At 53.9% G+C, this 17,124-nt stretch carries 15 protein-coding genes; 11 read left to right on the top strand and 4 right to left on the bottom strand.

Features of this window, described 5'->3' with window-relative positions; translation table 11 throughout:
• Positions 1-309: 309 nt before the first annotated feature.
• Positions 310-1,938: a chromosomal replication initiator protein DnaA gene (gene dnaA / locus ACWI6D_RS02555; RefSeq protein ID WP_449133547.1), complete on the bottom strand. Its 1,629-nt coding sequence runs from the start codon at positions 1,936-1,938 to the stop codon at positions 310-312.
• Positions 1,939-1,993: 55 nt separating this feature from the next.
• Complete coding sequence (locus tag ACWI6D_RS02560; protein ID WP_449133548.1) at positions 1,994-3,115, bottom strand: ATP-binding protein; 1,122 nt, start codon at positions 3,113-3,115, stop codon at positions 1,994-1,996.
• 958 nt (positions 3,116-4,073) lie between these two features.
• Between ACWI6D_RS02560 and rpmH the strand changes: the two genes are divergently transcribed.
• From rpmH to ACWI6D_RS02600, 8 genes are all read left to right on the top strand, one after another.
• Complete coding sequence (gene rpmH / locus ACWI6D_RS02565; protein ID WP_042432297.1) at positions 4,074-4,208, top strand: 50S ribosomal protein L34; 135 nt, start codon at positions 4,074-4,076, stop codon at positions 4,206-4,208.
• Between the two features lie 11 nt (positions 4,209-4,219).
• Positions 4,220-4,546, top strand: a complete 327-nt coding sequence (gene rnpA / locus ACWI6D_RS02570) for a ribonuclease P protein component (RefSeq protein ID WP_288284316.1) — start codon at positions 4,220-4,222, stop codon at positions 4,544-4,546.
• 51 nt (positions 4,547-4,597) lie between these two features.
• A complete protein-coding gene (yidD, locus tag ACWI6D_RS02575; protein WP_288284327.1) occupies positions 4,598-4,792 on the top strand; it encodes a membrane protein insertion efficiency factor YidD in 195 nt (64 codons plus the stop codon).
• Positions 4,793-4,848: 56 nt separating this feature from the next.
• Positions 4,849-5,640 (top strand): YidC/Oxa1 family membrane protein insertase, encoded by a 792-nt coding sequence (locus ACWI6D_RS02580; RefSeq protein WP_449133549.1) that lies wholly within the window; start codon positions 4,849-4,851, stop codon positions 5,638-5,640.
• A 75-nt stretch (positions 5,641-5,715) separates the two neighbouring features.
• On the top strand, positions 5,716-6,252 hold the full coding sequence (locus tag ACWI6D_RS02585; RefSeq protein WP_302717094.1) for a Jag family protein: 537 nt from the start codon (positions 5,716-5,718) through the stop codon (positions 6,250-6,252).
• 313 nt (positions 6,253-6,565) lie between these two features.
• Complete coding sequence (gene rsmG, locus ACWI6D_RS02590; protein WP_449133550.1) at positions 6,566-7,207, top strand: 16S rRNA (guanine(527)-N(7))-methyltransferase RsmG; 642 nt, start codon at positions 6,566-6,568, stop codon at positions 7,205-7,207.
• Between the two features lie 405 nt (positions 7,208-7,612).
• Entirely contained in the window at positions 7,613-8,362 is a 750-nt protein-coding gene (locus ACWI6D_RS02595; protein ID WP_337368849.1) for a ParA family protein, read from the top strand.
• A complete protein-coding gene (locus tag ACWI6D_RS02600; protein ID WP_449133551.1) occupies positions 8,355-9,488 on the top strand; it encodes a ParB/RepB/Spo0J family partition protein in 1,134 nt (377 codons plus the stop codon). Before ACWI6D_RS02595 ends, ACWI6D_RS02600 begins: the two co-directional genes overlap by 8 nt.
• Positions 9,489-9,583: 95 nt before the next feature.
• Here ACWI6D_RS02600 and rlmN read toward each other — a convergent pair whose 3' ends face one another.
• Positions 9,584-10,633 (bottom strand): 23S rRNA (adenine(2503)-C(2))-methyltransferase RlmN, encoded by a 1,050-nt coding sequence (rlmN, locus tag ACWI6D_RS02605; protein ID WP_449133552.1) that lies wholly within the window; start codon positions 10,631-10,633, stop codon positions 9,584-9,586.
• A 107-nt stretch (positions 10,634-10,740) separates the two neighbouring features.
• Here rlmN and ACWI6D_RS02610 point away from each other — a divergent pair, with 107 nt between their 5' ends.
• Positions 10,741-11,694: a D-alanine--D-alanine ligase family protein gene (locus ACWI6D_RS02610; RefSeq protein ID WP_449133553.1), complete on the top strand. Its 954-nt coding sequence runs from the start codon at positions 10,741-10,743 to the stop codon at positions 11,692-11,694.
• Between the two features lie 194 nt (positions 11,695-11,888).
• On the opposite strand, the gene ACWI6D_RS02615 is transcribed toward ACWI6D_RS02610, so the two are convergent.
• Positions 11,889-12,533 carry a hypothetical protein gene (locus ACWI6D_RS02615; protein ID WP_449133554.1) on the bottom strand — a complete coding sequence of 215 codons (645 nt, stop codon included), beginning with the start codon at positions 12,531-12,533 and terminating at the stop codon, positions 11,889-11,891.
• Between the two features lie 153 nt (positions 12,534-12,686).
• On the opposite strand from ACWI6D_RS02615, the gene ACWI6D_RS02620 reads away from it, so the two are divergent.
• Both ACWI6D_RS02620 and ACWI6D_RS02625 read left to right on the top strand, forming a co-directional pair.
• Positions 12,687-15,749: a helicase C-terminal domain-containing protein gene (locus ACWI6D_RS02620; RefSeq protein WP_449133555.1), complete on the top strand. Its 3,063-nt coding sequence runs from the start codon at positions 12,687-12,689 to the stop codon at positions 15,747-15,749.
• A 12-nt stretch (positions 15,750-15,761) separates the two neighbouring features.
• Positions 15,762-17,072 carry a hypothetical protein gene (locus tag ACWI6D_RS02625; RefSeq protein ID WP_449133556.1) on the top strand — a complete coding sequence of 437 codons (1,311 nt, stop codon included), beginning with the start codon at positions 15,762-15,764 and terminating at the stop codon, positions 17,070-17,072.
• The last annotated feature ends 52 nt before the right edge of the window (positions 17,073-17,124 follow it).

The raw sequence follows: 17,124 nt of genomic DNA on the forward strand, positions 1-17,124 counted from the left end.
TACTTATTATCTTCTAAAGGCTTGATTTAAATAATAGGTTTTTGAATAGTAGTATTAATAAGGGCGGTGGAATTGTTGAGAACTTTCAAAACCCCACTTCAGACTTCAAAAACTATTCGAGTTTCGTTGTGGATGATGTGCTCCTTCGATTAACCGCTTTTATTGACTTCGTTATCTTTCCCCTTCACTGCACTACTTTTCTTCTGCTTTCCTCAACCTTTTCGGCATGTTTTCCTCAATGGTCGGAAAAGCGCAGGTCGGAAGCGATGTTTCACGTGAAACAATTCGAAACGCGCCTGGTGTTTCACGTTATGCTTCGCGAATGATCTGCTGCAGCGCCTCGATTTCTTCTCTGAGCAATCGGTTTTCCTTCAGCTTCGTTTCGATCATGGTCACGGAATACAACGCGGTCGAGTGGTCGCGGTTGAATTTCTTCCCGATGCTCTCGTAGGGCATGTCAAGCAGCTGCCTGCACAGATACATGGCGATCTGGCGGGCGTTCGTGATGCTGCGGCTGCGCCTTTTGCCGACGATTTCGGCGTGGCTGACTTTGTAGAAGCCTTCCACGGCTTTTTGGATGTCCTCGGCGTTCAGGCGTTTGCTCGGTCCGCCTGAGAAGTGGTTTTCCAACAGCGCCCGCACATCGGCCAGCGTCATGTTCGGCTGGTTTCCGTACGTCATCTGGAAGATGACTTTCGTCACGGCGCTTTTCAGCTCGCGGATGTTCGAGCTGGAACTCTCGGCGATGTACGTTTGTATGTCGGCGGGCATGGTGAACGCCATGGAACCTTCTTGTTCCTGGTATTCGCGGATAAAGCTTTTCACGATGCCCAGTTTCGTTTCGATTTCAGGCGGTTGGATGTCGAACGTGCCGCCGGAATTGAAGCGCGTTTTGTAACGTTCGTCGATGTCGATGTTCTTCGGCGCGCGGTCGGCCGACAGGACGACCTGCCTTCCTTGGCTAGTCAGCTTGTTGAAAATCTGGAACATGATGTCGAGCGTTTGCTTTTTGCCTTGCAGGTACTGCACGTCGTCCACTAGCAGAACATCGGCGTCTTCGTATGACGTCTTGAAGTTCTTGTAGCTGGATTTTTCGGTGTCGTGCGCCGCCGATGCCTCGGTGTAGTCGTCGAGCAACTCGGCCGAGTCCTTGTAGACCACCTGCAGCTGCGGCATGTTGCGGTTGATGTAATTCTGGATAGCGCGCAGCAAATGCGTTTTGCCCAGGCCCGATTTGCCGTAGATGAACAAAGGGTTCAAGTGCGGCTTGCCTGGCGCTTCAGCCACTGCCGTTGCCATGGAGTAGGCCAGGCGGTTCGAATCGCCGATGACGAAGTTCTCGAACGTGAGGGTGGAAAGCGGCGTGGAGTTGTCTGATTCCGGTGCTTCGGCGTGCTCTTCCGTGGCAGGTTGCTCTTGGGTTTGCCCGCTTGTTTCTTTGGGCTGCTCGGGTGCGTTGGCTGATGCTGCTGGCATCGGGGCCGCTGGGGAAGGCGCGACAACTGGTTGCTGCGCAGCCTGAAGGGCAGACGCCGGTGTCGGGATTGCTTCTGCCGAGGGCGAAGGCGGTGCGGCAACGGCGCGCGCGGGAGCGCTTTGCGGCGCCGGTGCTGTAGGCGGGGCAGGTGCCGCCGCCGGGGCGGCAGGTGCTGCGGGGGCTGCGGGAGCTGCCGTTTGGGTGCGGTCGACTTCGATGATGACGGTGAACGGCACGCCGCGCAGCTCTTCAAGCGCGCGCTTGATGTAGTCGATGTAGTTGCGCTCGATCCACGTTTTGATGAAATCCGTGTTCGCCGTCAGCATGATAAAGCCGTCGCTGGCAGCTTGGGGATGCAACATGGAGAAGAACGCGTCGATCTGCGAGGGGACGATTCCCTCGTAACCCTTGACGCGGCTGCACACCTCCGCCCAGATCTGCTGAATTTCCTCGCTGTTCATATGATGTTCCCTGTCGCTTTCGCTGTGTGGCCTTCGTTCGTCTATGGCGCTGCGGTTACAGCTGTTGCGCCATTTGCCTGCCGACGGCGGTGAGCTGGCGGCGCTTATCGCGCGTCTTCTCCAAGATACCTTCGCCTTCAAGCTTCGTGAGCACGTTGTAAACGCTTGACTGCGCAACACCGGTCAGCGCCACCAAATCGGTCACGCGCAAGGCTCCCTCGTGGAGAAACACGTTGAGGAAATCCCGCTCGCGCTGGTTAAGGGCTGCCAGGCTAGGGCCGGCGTTGAACGTTGCGGGCTGCGCTTGCTGCGCGTTTTGCGCATAAGGATAAGGGGCTGCTTGCTGGTATGCGTTGCCGTAGCCTGGCGCCGCCCCGCCATAAGGTTGTTGCGGTGCGTAACCTTGTGCTGCGGGGTAAGGCTGCTGCGGTTGGGCGACGCCTTGAGCTGGATAGGCCGGCGCCTGCATGGGCGCTTGCTGCGCGTATGCAGGCTGCGGTATTTGGTTTGCTGGCGCATAGGGTTCCGGTGCGACGTTGTATCGCGGAGCCGCAACAGGCTCCGGCGCCTCGTCGCCGCTTGCGATGTGGTATCGCGGCGCCGGGGCGGTTTCGGCGGCCTCGCTTTCGAGCTTCAGCTCTTCAGAAAGCTCCGGTCTGCTGCCGTTTGCGCTGATGGTGACCACCGAGCCGCTACCAAGGTTGTCTTCGATCGTTATGGTGCCGTGAGTGAAGTCGAGGTACTCCTTCACGATGGGCAATCCCGACCCTACTCCCCTGATGTAGCTTTTCATGGGCTCGATTGCCGAGGTGAATCCGGGTAGCTGCGCGCGGTCCTTGCACGCGATGCCCGGGCCCTGGTCGGCGAACCGGATGGTGCAGCCGTTGTCGAGAATGGATACGGTTGCTTCTTGGAAACGCGCGTGGATGAAGTTTTCCGACACCTCGCGGATGACGGTGTACGGAATGGTTCCGCCTGCCGCTTTCGACTGCTGATAAACACTTGTGGCGAGGTTCTCGATGAACTCTGCGGTGGGCGCCGGCTGGATCTCGGTTACGTGCGGCGCGCTGAGCAAGTCATCGTATAGCGCGATGCGCGCGATCGAATTCACGTGTGTGAAATCAAAAGGCTCCTCGTTGTTTTCGAGCTCTTCGTGAGTCTGGTTTTGCTGGTCCATCTGCGCTTTTACCACTTTCCACAACGTCGTTTTCCAAAGTTTTACACATTTTCGGGAAAATTCTTTAAAAAGTGTACCTTCTTTCGTTCCAAGATTCTATTCATCTGGGGAAATTCCTGAATCCATTGTGGAAAAACCACGAATGCTTGAAAGTTTTTCACTGTTAGTCACCTCATGTTTTCGAAGTTTTCCACTTTTCATTCATCAATTGTGGAAAACCGCATCGAAAACCGTGAATTCCAGTGAATTCCTTTCGGTGGAATTCGATTCTTGTTTGTTGAAAGATGGGGTGGAAAAGCCAGATTCCCCTTGATTTTTTCTCATCGCTTGCGGTTCGTCGTTTTCCTCCGTTGTTTCCACAAGAGGCGGATGGTTTCACGAACAGGAAAGGAGAAGAACTTCTGCAGTGTTTATAAAATGCCTGTTCAAATGGCTGCGAGACTTCTTTTACCTGGTGACAACGGCTGAACAAGGATGTGGCGAAAAGCGCTCTTCGGCTCTCCTTGACCACTTCTTCTCAGTGTTTTCCACACCGGTTTTCAGGCTGTTCCGAAGTTTTCAACATTTTCCACAACGGATTCCGCTACCCACGCTTTCCTTCTTTGCGCGCGGAAACGCTTCGATGATGAAAAACCTCTCTTGTTGCTTGATTTCCCCTTCTTGCCATCTTGGCAGGCACTTGCCTTGCGCGTTGCGGGATTGCTTTTCTACCGCTCTCTGTGCCAGGGGCAGAGACGAGGCTTTTCCGCCGCTTGGCCTTGGCACCGTTGTGCGGTTTTTCCACCACGCTGCACCCTGGCATTCTGCGGTCGTTGAAAAATAGCCTGTTTCCGCAGGTGGGCTTTCGTGATATGGTCATCTTGTGCACACGTTGCCATATGTAGGTAAAAAACCTTTGACAGCTGTGCTCAGCGGGTTATACTCAGCAAGTTGCTCTAAACCATGAAAGGGAAACGATATGAAGCGCACCTATCAACCTAACACTCGTAAGCGTGCCAAGTGCCACGGCTTCCGTGCCCGCATGGCAACCAAGGGCGGCCGCAAGGTTCTGGCTGCTCGTCGTGCTAAGGGCCGTAAGCGTCTTTGCGTGTAAAGAGCTCTAGATTGGAGACGATCAAGTCCAAAGCGGACATCTCCGATCTGTTCTCTAGCGGAAAGCGCCTGCGTACACCGTACCTTACGCTCATAGTGTTACCAGCAAAGCAGCACGGCCCCAGTGGTCGTGTTGCTTTTGTTGCAGGTAAGAAATCGGGCAATGCGGTGTGGCGCAACAGCGCGAAGCGCAGGATGCGCGCCGTGTGCCACGAACTGGGCGGCCCATGCCCTGGCTACGATGTAGTATTTCTCGCGAAGTCGGGTATTTGCCGTGCCAAGTATAGTAAAGTGCTCACAGCGTGTGACGAGGCACTGAAACGCGCAGGAATGCGGTAGGAACTGATTGGAATGAAAAAGGGGTCTGAAAGCATACCTTGTAAGGTAGCAATGCTTCTCATCACTTTTTACCGGGCTGCAATCTCGCCCATGTTCCCTTCTTGCTGCCGTTTTGTTCCAACATGCTCGGAATACGGGCTCATTGCGTTTCAGCGCTACGGCTTCGCAAAAGGCTTAAGGCTGACGGTAAAACGTATTCTACGGTGTCGACCTGGAGGGCCGCACGGTTACGATCCTGTCCCGTAAGGGGGTCGGGCGCGTAGTCGGCGGCTTTTGTCGACTAAAGGAAGGAAATCCATAGTATGTGGGAAGTATTCAAGAACTGGATATTTGACATTATCCAATTCTTCTTCAGCTTCTGCCAAGACTGGGGCTTGGCCATCATCGTCGTGACCATCATCTTCCGACTGATAATTTCGCCCCTCATGCACAAGCAGACGAAGTCGTCGTATCAGATGCAGAAGGTTCAGCCTTTGATGCAGGAGATTCAGACGAAATTCGCCGACGATCCCACGCGCATGCAGGAGGAAATGCAGAAGCTGTATGCTGAGGCGAAGTTCAACCCCTTGGCTGGCTGCCTGCCCATGCTGCTGCAGATGCCTATCTTCATTGCTTTGTTCCAGGTTCTGCGCGAAATGCCCAACTACATGGGTTCTGACGAAGGCTACCAGTTCTACAGCCTGGTCCCCAACCTGGTTATGACGCCGTCCGGCGCGTTCGCTGAGGGCTTCGGCACGTTCGTTCCCTACCTTATCCTGATGGTGATCTTCGCCGGCGCTACGTTCCTACCTATGATTTTGATGCAGATGGGTCAGAAGGACAACCCGCAGCGTAACCAGACGCTGATGATGGCCGGCATCATGAGCTTGTTCATGCTGTGGATCAGCTGGTCTTCTCCCGCCGGCGTTCTTCTGTTCTGGGGCGTGTCTTCCATCATCGGTGTTTGCCAGCAGCAAATCTCGATGCGTATCATGAAGAAGCGCGACGCCGAGAAAGAGGAGACCATCGAGGTCAAGCCGATCGAAGTGGACGTTACGCGCAAGGCCAAGAAGCCGCGCCCGAAGAAGAAAGACACTTCGAAGAAGCACGCTTAATCCGATTTGCGTAATGATGCGCTGTGTTTCACGTGAAACACAGCGCATTGTAGTTTTTAGTTCTAAGGAGCTGTTATGGCAGAAGAGAACATGGAACAGGCCGCAGAAGAGGCTCTCGACGCCCAGGCCGAAGAGAACGGTATCACCGATGAGGACCTTGACCGCATCGCCGATACCGCAATCGCCACGTTGCAGGACATCCTCAAGCATTTTGATGTGGGCGAGGTGACCATCGACGAGTACGAAGGCGACGAAGGCGAGCTTATCCTCGACATCACCGGCGACGACCTGGCCGTGCTTATCGGCCGCCACGGCAAGACGCTGGACGCTTTGCAGTTCTTGGTGTCGGCCATCACGGTGCGCACGATGGGCTTCCGCTACCCCGTTATCGTCGATGTTGAGGGTTACAAGAACCGCCAGCGCGAGAAGCTTGAGTCCATCGCCCGCAACGCCGCTTCCAAGGCGGCGAAGCAGCATCGCAGCGTGAAGCTGCGTCCCATGACGCCGTATGAGCGTCGCATCGTGCACATTGCCCTGCGCGACGATGATCGCGTAGAGACCGCTTCCGAGGGCGAGGGCGCTTCCCGCCACGTGGTGGTTTTGCCTCTGTAGCGTTTCCCTTGCGAAATGTTAAAAAGGCCGCGTTGATACGCGGCCTTTTTGTTTACTCTTGTGGGATAGAGCGGATTTGTTTGGCGTCTTAATTTGAAAGCTCTGAGGTAGTTTTTAACGGCTGCGGACATGTGCGACGTGGGTCGACTAGAAGGCGTTCAAGCCAGACTGCCCCTTCTTCTTAGGTAGCGGTTTTTCCTCGAGTTGCTCTTCTTCTTTTTCGCCGCGTTCCCTCGAGGCGTTGTTTCATTTATCTAGGCAAGCCGGTAAAGTATGTTTCACGTGAAACGATAAGCGATAAGGAATATACGATATGCACGACGAGTTGCTTGAGAAGCACCTTTCTTTGGTTATCGAAGCAAACAAGACAACGAACATCACGCGCATCTCGTCTTGGGAAGACGGAATGCTGCTGCATGTGAAAGATTCTCTGCTTGGCTTGGATGCTTTGAATGCCTGCCCTGCAGGACGCTATGCCGACATTGGCACGGGTGCGGGCTACCCGGGCATTCCACTTGCCATCGAGTCGGGCCGTGAAGCGCTTCTGGTTGATTCCGTAGCAAAGAAGGTTCAGATTCTCGACGGGTTTATCTCCGAACTGGGGCTTCAGAACGTTTCAACGTACGCTGGCCGCATCGAGGACTTGGGTCGCGAGCGCCCTGGGCAGTTCACGGCTATCACTGCGCGCGCTTTGTCGAAGATTTCCATTCTGCTTGAGCTGGCTTCCCCCCTGCTTCAACGTGGCGGAAGGCTGATTTGCTACAAGGCGCGTGTTGAGCAGGAAGAGCTCGACCATGCACGTGTTGTGGCGAAGCAGGTTGGCATGGAACTGGTGGACGACAAGACGTTTGAGCTTGGCGAGAATTGTCGCAGGATTCTTTCTTACGAAAAGGTTGCCAAGCCGAAGCTTAAGCTGCCAAGGCGTACGGGTTTGGCCCAGAAGAAGCCGCTGTAGCGCTTTCGATGCCGCTTTTGCTTGCAGAGGCGGCATCTTTGATTTTTGGTGATTTCGTTGGAATCGTTCAAAAGTGTTTATTGGGCACACCAGTTGTTCGCCACCATTTCGAAACACGGTATACTGGAATCGAAACCATGAAAGGGGGTTCCTGTGGGTTTTTTTGACGGCCTCAGGAGAGACAAAAAGCAGGCTGAGCCGGTTCAGCAGGAACAACGTGTCGAAGCGGATACCGTTGAAGATGAAATTGCCATCGAGCACATCGAGGTTGTCGAGCGCACGCCGCACGAGACGCCTAGCGTCGAAGAAGAGCCGATTGAAGAGCGCCCGGTAATCGAGCCGACGCCTATCCGCTCGTATCGCGACAAGAAGCCCGTTACGCATGTGGTTGGCCAGACGAAGATTATGGCCATCATCAACCAAAAAGGCGGCGTCGGCAAATCTACCACGGCTATCAACCTTTCTGCGGCTTTGGGAGAGCTTGGCAAGCAGGTTCTGCTGGTCGACCTTGACCCTCAGGGCAATTCTTCCAGCGGTCTTGGCATCGAGAAAAGCCAAGTGAACAACTGCATCTACGATGTCCTGCTCAACGACGTGCCTATCGAGGAAGTCGTCATTCCCGATGTGTGCGAGGGCTTGGACCTGGTGCCTGCAACCATCAACCTTGCTGGCGCTGAGGTGGAGCTTGTGGCTGAAATGGCCCGTGAGAACCGCTTGAAGGACGCTGTTGGCAGCCTGCGCGGCAAGTACGACTACGTATTCATCGACTGCCCGCCTTCGCTGGGTTTGCTGACGGTCAACGCTCTTGTGGCGGCGGATAAGCTGCTTATCCCCATCCAGTGCGAGTTCTACGCGTTGGAAGGTGTGACAAAACTTCTTGATTCAATGAAACGTGTCAAAACTCGCCTGAATCCGACGCTTGATATCTACGGCGTTCTTATGACTATGTACGATGGCCGCACCACGCTTTCTCGTCAGGTTGTCGAAGAGGTTCGCGCGTATTTCGGCCGTTTGGTTTTCGAGACGCAAATCCCCCGTACCGTGAAACTTTCCGAGGCTCCTAGCTTCGGTCAACCGATAACCTTGTATGACCCCAGCGGCAAAGGCGCGCAGTCGTACATGAGTCTTGCTAAGGAAGTGATTGCACGTGGCTAAAAACGGTCGCGGCGGCCTCGGCCGTGGTTTGAATTCGCTGCTCGGCGGTGCATATGAGGAGGCTATTCCGCAGGAAGGCGTTCCTCAAAGGGTTCGCGTTGAGGCCGATCCTCGTCGTGAAGTCATCCGTGAAAGCGTTCCGGCTCAGAAATCTCCCGAGCCGCGTCAAACGTATGAAGCTGCCCCTGCAGTTGCTTTCGAAGAGCAAGAGCCTGAGTCTATTGTGGACAACGGCGTTGAGGTTACCATCAAAGGCGTAGCTCAGCGTGAAGCGCGCCCGGCGTCGGCGCCTGTGCAGCAGGAGTCCGTTGCCACCGCTGTGCCTGCGGCAAACCAGGAGACTGATGAGGTTGCTATTGACAGCGTCTCCCCTAACCCGGAACAGCCGCGTACGAATTTCAAGCGGGAAGAACTCGAAGAATTGGCCGCTTCCATTCAGAAGGACGGTTTGCTGCAGCCTATTCTTGTCAGGCCGGTTGGAGAAGGCTCGTATCAGATTATCGCCGGCGAGCGCCGTTGGCAGGCTTCTAAGCTTGCTGGCCTTACCAAAGTGCCTATCCGCATCAAGGATGCCAATGATGACAAGGCGTTGGAACTTGCACTTATCGAGAACATCCAGCGTTCCGATTTGAATCCTATCGAAGAGGCTTATGGCTATCGTCGCATGATGGAGCGTCTGAATATGACGCAGGCGGAGGTTGCCCAGGCTATGTCGAAGGGTCGCTCGACCGTTGCAAATGCGCTTCGTTTGCTTGAGCTGCCCGAGGAAGCGCAGCAGCTGCTGTTTGAGGAGAAGATCACGGCGGGCCATGCGCGCGCTATCTTGTCCATCCCTACGAAGGAGGGGCGCGAACGCCTGACGCGCAAGCTTGTTAAGGAAAAGCTCACCGTACGCGAGGCTGAGGCTTTGGCGCGCTTGTTCTCTGGCAAGAAAAACGATAACGTTAAGCCGAAGGTTCCCGTGCCGAAGGAATACAAGAAGGTTGCTCGCACGTTAAAAGATGTGCTTGACACGCCCGTTAAGGTGAAGTCCGTCAATGGCAAGAACAAGATTGAAATCGAGTTCAAGGACGAAGAAGATTTGGAGCGTTTGTTTAAAGGCATTCTTGCTTCGAATCTTGCATAATTTGATGTGTTTTCGCAAAACGATTGCCATTAAAAAGGGAGCCTTGCATAGCTCCCTTTTCTTGTGCTGATAGGTGTTCTATTGGGTTCGTTGCATTAGGAATGCTGCTGAGTGAACGTGTTCTTAAGCTGACCGCATGCACCCGCGATGTCAGATCCGCGTGAATCTCGCAAGGTGGTCTCGATTCCATGTTTTGCGGTAACGTCAATCCATTTCTGGATAGTCTGCTGCTTGCTTGGTTTGAAAGGCGATTCCGGCACTGCGTTGATAGGAATCAGATTCACATGGCAAAGAAGTCCTTTGCAGAACTGTAGAAGCTCCTGCAGGTCGGATTCCTTGTCGTTCACGTTATCTACCATGATGTACTCGAACGTGACGCGGCGATTCGTGATCTCGGTATAGCGTGCAAGGCTGCTCTTCAATTCGGGCAAGGGGAACGAATTCGTTTTCGGCATAAGCTGCAGTCGCGTTGCTTGGCTTGCCGAATGAAGAGATACGGCAAGTGTGAATTGCTCGGGCTCGTGGGAAAAACGCTCGATTCTCGGGATGATGCCGCACGTGGAAATGCAGATATGGCGCGCGCCGATGCCGAGGCCCTTGTCGCTGTTCATGATGCGTAACGCTGCCAGCACATTGTCGTAGTTGAGAAAAGGCTCTCCCTGCCCCATTCCCACAACGTTGCTTACGCGACGGCCAAGAAGCCGTTGAACGGTTAGTACTTGGTCGACGATTTCTCCGGCAAAAAGATTGCGTGACAAGCCCTCTTTACCGGTGGCACAGAAGGCGCAAGCCATGGGACACCCCGCCTGCGTTGAAAAGCACACGGTCAGGCGTTCACCGTTTCGCGAGGGGATGGCCACGGTTTCAACGTATACCCCATCGTGATACTGAAGGATCATCTTGTGCGTTCCGTCGCTTGAGATAGCGTGCTCAAGAACCTCTACGTTGTGTAGCGGATGTTCCTGGGCAAGTTGGGCGCGGAATTTTGCCGGAAGATTTGTCATCTCCTCGTAGCTTTGTGCGCCTTTCCCGTACAGCCACTCGAAGAGCTGCTTCGAGCGGAACGACGGCTGGCCAAGCCCTTTAACGAGAGCATCGAATTCTGACGGCAGGATATTTTTGATTGGTGTATTCATGCGGGTCATTATACCTGTTTCACGTGAAACATTCGCTGATGCGCTGCCGGCAACGAAGCGAACATATGGGTTTGCTATACTGCAGCAAACGGTTTTTGTAACGAAAGAAGGAGAGCATGTCTTCAAACATTGATCCTCGTTCGTGCCGTGTCGCGCTGCTGTGCGGCGGCAAGAGCAACGAGCGTGAAATTTCCTTGGCATCTGGAGAGGGTGCCCGCGAAGCGCTTGAGACTGCTGGCTTTCCGGTCGAGATGATTGACCCGGCTGATAAGGGCGATTTGAAGCGGCTTATTGATGAGCCGTTTGATGTGGCGTTCCTTTGCCTGCATGGTAAATATGGCGAAGACGGAACGATGCAGGGCTTCCTTGACTTGATTGACCTTCCTTATACGTGCTCTGGCGTTTGGTCAAGCGCATTGGCTATGGACAAGGCGAAGGCGAAGGTGTTTTACGAACGTGAGAACATCCCTACCCCGCCTTCTATGACGGTGGTGAAAGGCCAGCAGGTCGATGCCCAGGCAGTTATCGAGGCTATGGGCGAAAAGGTGGTTGTAAAGCCCGGCACCGAGGGAAGCGCCATCGGTGTGTTCGTTGTTGAAGGCGCTGAAGCTATTGAAGAGGCGCTTGCCAAGGCCTTCGAGATTGATAACGAAGTGCTGATTGAGCGGTATATCAAAGGCCGCGAATACACGATTGCCGTTGTTGGCAATCAGAATCCCGAAGCGCTGCCTATTATCGAGATTGTGCCGAAAAGCGATTTCTACGACTTCGAATCGAAGTATGCCGTTGGCGGGTCGCAACATATCTGCCCGGCCGATTTACCGGAGGATATTGCCGCGCGCATGCGCCAAGAGGCGGTTAAGGCCCATAAGGCCCTTTCTTGCAGCGGCACCTCCCGTTCCGACTTTATTCTGGAAGAAGATGGAACGTGCTGGGTTCTGGAGACGAACACCATCCCCGGCATGACGAAAACGTCGCTGCTCCCCGATGCCGCCCGCGCCGCAGGCATGTCGTTCCCTGAGCTGTGCACGAAGCTTATCGAGTGCGCGCTTGAGGAGAAGAAGCTGTAGAAGGCAAGAACTTCATGCGTAGTTGAAACGCCCTGTGCTTGCGATGAAATGAAGCACAGGGCGTTTTGTTGTGTTTAGCCCTACGGCCAAGAGTGTGAGGCGATAATATTATGTAACGCTAGCTCTCAACATCTTAAGTGTCGTTGAGATTTCTATTTTCAATCGCGTTTATGGGTGATAAACAGTTTGTCGGATTAAAAAACGCCGCAACCCTTCAAAGCGAAGATAACCAGTGCTACGAGCCCAAGAAGGAAGAGCCAACTCAATACGTAGCAGCCTTTGTTCCCTTCCCTGCTTTTCTGAACAAGGAAATCAAGCGTGCCGCGCGACTTCTTGATAATGGCGGTGTTCTTGTTAGTGTCCGGAAATGGAACGCGTTGCTTTGGTTGCCAGGTTCCGTGAGACTGGATGATGGAAGCAATTCCCTGGGTTTCAAGGTCGACCTTCGGGCGAATGCCCTTTCCTATAAGCTTTGCGGTTTCCGTCACGAACGTGTCGAAGTCGCTTTCATGCGAGCGATCGTAGCAAAGTAGGGCAACCTCTCCCCAATACATGCCCGGTTCGGGTTGGTCGGTGAAGGCAACGCAGGAAAGAATGGCGTGTAAAGTCCATTCGCGCGCGGCTAAAACATTGAGGTGGTGCGAAGTCTTCTCGTCTAAGAAGCCGATGTCGGTGCCAAAGGCGTTAACGATCCAAGCTCGCGTGGAGCCTTTATATGGGCGGAACTGGATGTCGAAGGTATCGCCGATGATGCAGTCTGAACCGATAAGCACGGCAGCATCGCGTTTCGAGATGGTGTCGAAGCGCGCATACGCTCCGTAATAGCAATCAATAGACATGTGACTCCTTTTAAACGTGTTGCAAGAAAAAGCGTAACACAAACGAAGAACCAGAAAGGCTAGCCCAAGGTGCTTCCAACTGGCATACAATATTAAGGTTGCAATAGAACAGAAGAACAGGCGGACTTTCGTATGCAGAACAAAGAACAAGCCATGCAAGGTGATTTGCTTGCCTATATCAGCGATGGCACGCCTCAATCAATCATTGATAGATATGCTCAGCTTTCAGAATATGCGCAACGCGCGGATTTCGGTGAGTTCGACCGGGATATCGTTGTCATTGACACGGAAACCACAGGCTTTTCGTTTAATCATGATGAATTGACTCAAATTGCTGCTGCCCGCATGGATAAGGGCGAAATCGTTGGTTGGTTTGTGACGTTCGTAAACCCGGGGAAGCCGATTCCCGAAGACGTGGCGCATTTGACCAATATTCACGACTCCGATGTTGCTGATGCCCCTACGCCGTCTGATGCGCTTGCGCAGCTTGTAGAGTTCGTTGGGTCGTCAAAGCTGGTTGCGCACAACGCGGCGTTCGATCGAACGTTCACTACGCGTCATCCAAGCGGCTATCCCCTGCTCCAAAATGTTTGGCTCGATTCTCTTGATTTGGCTCGAATCGCTCTGCCGCGTTTGAAGTCCCATCGTCTTATCGACTTGGTGCGTACGTTTGGTGCACCGGTATCGACGCATCGTGCCGACGACGATGTTGCGGCAACATGCGCGGTTTTCCGTATTTTGCTGGCCGCGGTCGACACGATGCCGAAGCCGCTTGTTGCGAAAATCGCATCTCTTGAAACTCACGATCATTGGCCGACGCAAGCGGTGTTCAACTACTTCGCCGATCATACCGGGATAAGCGAAGATAATGCCGCCGCGGCTTCCGAGCTGCCAGCAGCTGAAGCGATTGATGTTTCACGTGAAACATCGTCTGGGCAGTTGTCTTGGACAACAGGTCCTCTCGATATGTTTTCGATTCAAGGTCTTCGACGCGACCGTTTGCAAAAGATTGAGAACAGGCCGAAGATTGATGCCGATGCGCTTGCGTCCGATCCGATGCGGGAAATCGTGCATCCAAGTAAAGAGGAAATCGAGCAAGCTTTCCGTTCCGATGGCTTGGTGGGCAAGCTGTATACATCGTATGAGCCGCGTAAGGAACAGCGCGAAATGAGCATGGCGGTTCGCGATGCGTTTGCGGCGTCCGAGAACCTTGTGGTTGAAGCAGGGACCGGTGTGGGTAAGTCGATGGCTTATCTGGTTCCTTTGGCGAAAACCGCTCAAAGGAACAACATCACCGTTGGCGTGGCAACGAAAACTAATGCCCTGCTTGATCAGCTGGTGTACAAAGAAGTGCCGGCGCTGGCAGCTGCCTTGGCAAAGGAGGACCCAAACGCGAAGCCGTTGACATGTGCACCGTTGAAGGGCTTTTCGCACTATCCCTGCTTGCGTAAAATCAGGAGTGTTGTGGAAGACGGCGCGCAAGTCAAGGAAGTGCAGGGAAAAGAGCTCTCCCAAGCACCGGCTATGGCTGCGCTTCTTTCGTTTATCGAGCAAACCGAATACGACGACATCGATGGCTTGAAGCTTGATTACCGCTTGCTGCCAAGGAAAATCATCACCACGTCAAGTCAGGAATGCCTGCGCCGCAAGTGCCCCTTCTTTGGGAACCTGTGCTTCGTGCACGGAGCGCGCAAGCGTGCCGAGGCGGCAGATATCCTTGTTACGAACCACAGCTTGCTGTTCTGCGATATGGCTGCAGATGGTGGGCTGCTGCCGCCTATTCGCTATTGGGCCATCGACGAGGCTCACGGTGCGGAAGCAGAGGCGCGTCGCGCGTTCTCGATTGAGCTTGATGCTGAAAGCATACTGCGTGATGCTCGCCGCCTGTCGGCTGAGGACCCTCGACGCAACGTGTTCGCTCACGCCGAGCGCCGTGTGGTACTGAAGGACGCGAAAGAGGAAAGCGAAACGCTGTTCTTCGCGCTGACGCAAAAGGGAAAAACAGCTGGCGAAGCATATCGTCAGGCGGCTGAGGCGTTCTGCGCCAGCCTTAAGGGCTTGCTGTTCTTCGATACGAACAAGCGCGGCAAAGGATATGAAATCGTTGAGCTGTGGATCAACGACGATATCCGCAAATCCGCGACGTTTGGCGATGTGGCGGAAAAGGGTTCTGCGTTAAGGGAGACTGCAGAGAAGCTGATCGTTGCGTGCCAAAACCTTGTTGCCTACTTGGAGGACATCGAAGATGCAGCTGCTGTGCAACGTGAGATCGCCTCAATTGCAATTGATTTGAAGGAACAGGTAAGCGCTGTCGAGCTGATTCTGGAAAACCCTGGTGAGGCGTTTGCCTATTCTGCGACGCTATGCCGGAAGAGAGATCGCGTGGCGGAGAAGCTCGAAGGCTTGCCGGTCAACGTTGGCGCTAAGTTGAACGAAACGCTGTATGCATCAACGCATTCAGTGGTGTTCGCGTCTGCGACGCTTTCCGTAAATGGGAAGTTCGACGGATTCACCAGTGCTATGGGCTTGGGGCAGTCGGAGTTCTCGCCAGTAAGAACGTGCCAGCTTGATTCAAGCTATGACTTCGATAAGAGCATGACCGTATACGTGGTGTCCGACATTCCCGAGCCGAATGACGGTGGATACATGGCTTCGCTGCAAAAGCTGCTGGTTGATGCGCATCGCGCACAGCAGGGGTCTATGTTGACGCTGTTCACGAATCGCCGTGAAATGGAAACGTGCTTCGAGTATGTTCAACCGCGCTTGAAGTCGGACGATTTGCGTCTGGTGTGCCAGAAATGGGGCGTATCGGTAAAAGGCTTGCGGGATGATTTCCTGGCTGATGAGCACCTGTCGCTGTTCGCGCTTAAGAGCTTCTGGGAGGGTTTTGATGCCCCGGGCGCCACGCTGAAAGGCGTGGTCATTCCGAAGCTTCCGTTTGCAAAGCCGACCGACCCGCTGTCTTGCGAACGCGCTGAACGCGACGATCAAGCTTGGCGTCATTACGTGCTGCCTGCTGCGGTTCTTGAAGTGAAGCAGGCGGCGGGACGGTTGATTCGCCGCGCCGACGATACGGGTGCGTTGATTTTGGCTGACCATCGTTTGGTTTCGAAGGGTTATGGGAAAACGTTCCTAAATTCGCTGCCAAGCAAGAACATCAAGATTATGAAAGCAAGCGAGATAGTCGCCGAACTTGAGGCTGCGCGCCGCGCATAAGCGAATTCGCCTATGAAGCACAGAGACGATAAGATTGCGCGCGCTGCCCATATCAAAGCGCGCACCGAGGGCACGTCGAATGAGATTTCATTCAGCGTATTGGATGCAGCGAAATATGCCGTGGACAACAAGCGTCAAAGGTTTAGCTTTCACGAATTCGTGAGCAACCGCGCAGCTCGGCGTGAAACTTCTTCAGATGTTTCACGTGAAACATCTGAAGGTTTGCCAAGCAAGGCATCCCGCATTCGCCGAGCTCAAGAAGGTTCGAGAAAGCAAATGCGGGAAGCCAAGGTTGCGAGGGTTTCGAGAAAGCCCAGTCAACACAGTGCTCAGCACGCAGCAGCTAAACAAAAACAGCTTTCGACGAAACGCATATCGTTGGAAGAGGAGGTTGCAAGAAGAAAAGCTCGCAGACGCATGGGCCGCATCGCGGCTTTGTCGACAGTTGCCGCGATGACGATGGTTTTCGTTGCTATTGGCGTATGGATCTGGCACGTTGATGTAACCGAACAGCAGCGCTATGAAGCAATGCTGATGGATTCGATTGAGCTGGTATCGCAGGCAGATGATGTGATTCTGCAAATCGACGGCATTGTGAACGACCCGTTCTCGGACGACAGCAAAAAATCGAAGCAATCTACGCTGAGTGAGATACCTGGTTGCTTAGATGTTCTTGAGCAGGCGGATGTGAGAGCACGGGAAGCTTCGGACGGGTTGAAGGACCCGACGGTGAAAGACATTGCGAATCAAACGGTTATATCGATTGCCGCAAGGCAGGCCATGATGCAGCAGGCCTCGGAATTACTGGACGCGTCACTGCAAGTTGATGAAGCCGAGCAACATTGTCAGGACATTTGGTCAGTCGTTCTTGACGCTGACGATGTGACGCATGAAGCGTCGAAACTTGTTGAAGCCGACGATCCAGCGGGTTCGAAGGAGAAAACGCAGCAGGCAAATAGATTGTTCACGGATAGCCTTGCGCAGCTGAAAACATTTCAAGCGGAGCATGCGGAAGTAGATTTATCTGTGGCGACGGCGTATATCGAAAAGCGGATCGAAGCCGCAGGGTATGCCATAGCGGCAGACGATGCGCTGATAGACCGAAACAAAGAGGAAGCGCTTGTTCAGAATGACTGGTACAACGAGGCCGAAACGGAAGCGGCAACGCTGGCAACGAAGCTCCCTTCGGATATGGACAAGCTGTTCCACGATGCGTATAGCGAGCAATACTCATCGTTGATAAAGGCTTACACCGCTAAGCGTGCAGAGGCGGGCACGAGTGATGCAGTTATACGTGATTATTTGGGGGCACAAGGCAAATAGCGTATACTTCAACCCGTATATGCCTTGCTGAAGTTGAGGAATGAAAGGCAAC

It is taken from the genome of Senegalimassilia sp. (assembly GCF_977052095.1).

What these genes read in the sequence shown, in the direction of transcription:
- ACWI6D_RS02580 (WP_449133549.1), top strand. Translation starts at nt 4,849, where the DNA reads ATGTGGGAAGTATTCAAGAACTGGATATTTGACATTATCCAATTCTTC.
- ACWI6D_RS02610 (WP_449133553.1), top strand. Translation starts at nt 10,741, where the DNA reads ATGTCTTCAAACATTGATCCTCGTTCGTGCCGTGTCGCGCTGCTGTGC.
- rsmG (WP_449133550.1), top strand. Translation starts at nt 6,566, where the DNA reads ATGCACGACGAGTTGCTTGAGAAGCACCTTTCTTTGGTTATCGAAGCA.
- rlmN (WP_449133552.1), bottom strand. Translation starts at nt 10,633, where the DNA reads ATGACCCGCATGAATACACCAATCAAAAATATCCTGCCGTCAGAATTC.
- ACWI6D_RS02595 (WP_337368849.1), top strand. Translation starts at nt 7,613, where the DNA reads ATGGCCATCATCAACCAAAAAGGCGGCGTCGGCAAATCTACCACGGCT.
- ACWI6D_RS02615 (WP_449133554.1), bottom strand. Translation starts at nt 12,533, where the DNA reads ATGTCTATTGATTGCTATTACGGAGCGTATGCGCGCTTCGACACCATC.
- dnaA (WP_449133547.1), bottom strand. Translation starts at nt 1,938, where the DNA reads ATGAACAGCGAGGAAATTCAGCAGATCTGGGCGGAGGTGTGCAGCCGC.
- rpmH (WP_042432297.1), top strand. Translation starts at nt 4,074, where the DNA reads ATGAAGCGCACCTATCAACCTAACACTCGTAAGCGTGCCAAGTGCCAC.
- yidD (WP_288284327.1), top strand. Translation starts at nt 4,598, where the DNA reads ATGCTTCTCATCACTTTTTACCGGGCTGCAATCTCGCCCATGTTCCCT.
- ACWI6D_RS02560 (WP_449133548.1), bottom strand. Translation starts at nt 3,115, where the DNA reads ATGGACCAGCAAAACCAGACTCACGAAGAGCTCGAAAACAACGAGGAG.
- ACWI6D_RS02585 (WP_302717094.1), top strand. Translation starts at nt 5,716, where the DNA reads ATGGCAGAAGAGAACATGGAACAGGCCGCAGAAGAGGCTCTCGACGCC.
- ACWI6D_RS02620 (WP_449133555.1), top strand. Translation starts at nt 12,687, where the DNA reads ATGCAAGGTGATTTGCTTGCCTATATCAGCGATGGCACGCCTCAATCA.
- ACWI6D_RS02625 (WP_449133556.1), top strand. Translation starts at nt 15,762, where the DNA reads ATGAAGCACAGAGACGATAAGATTGCGCGCGCTGCCCATATCAAAGCG.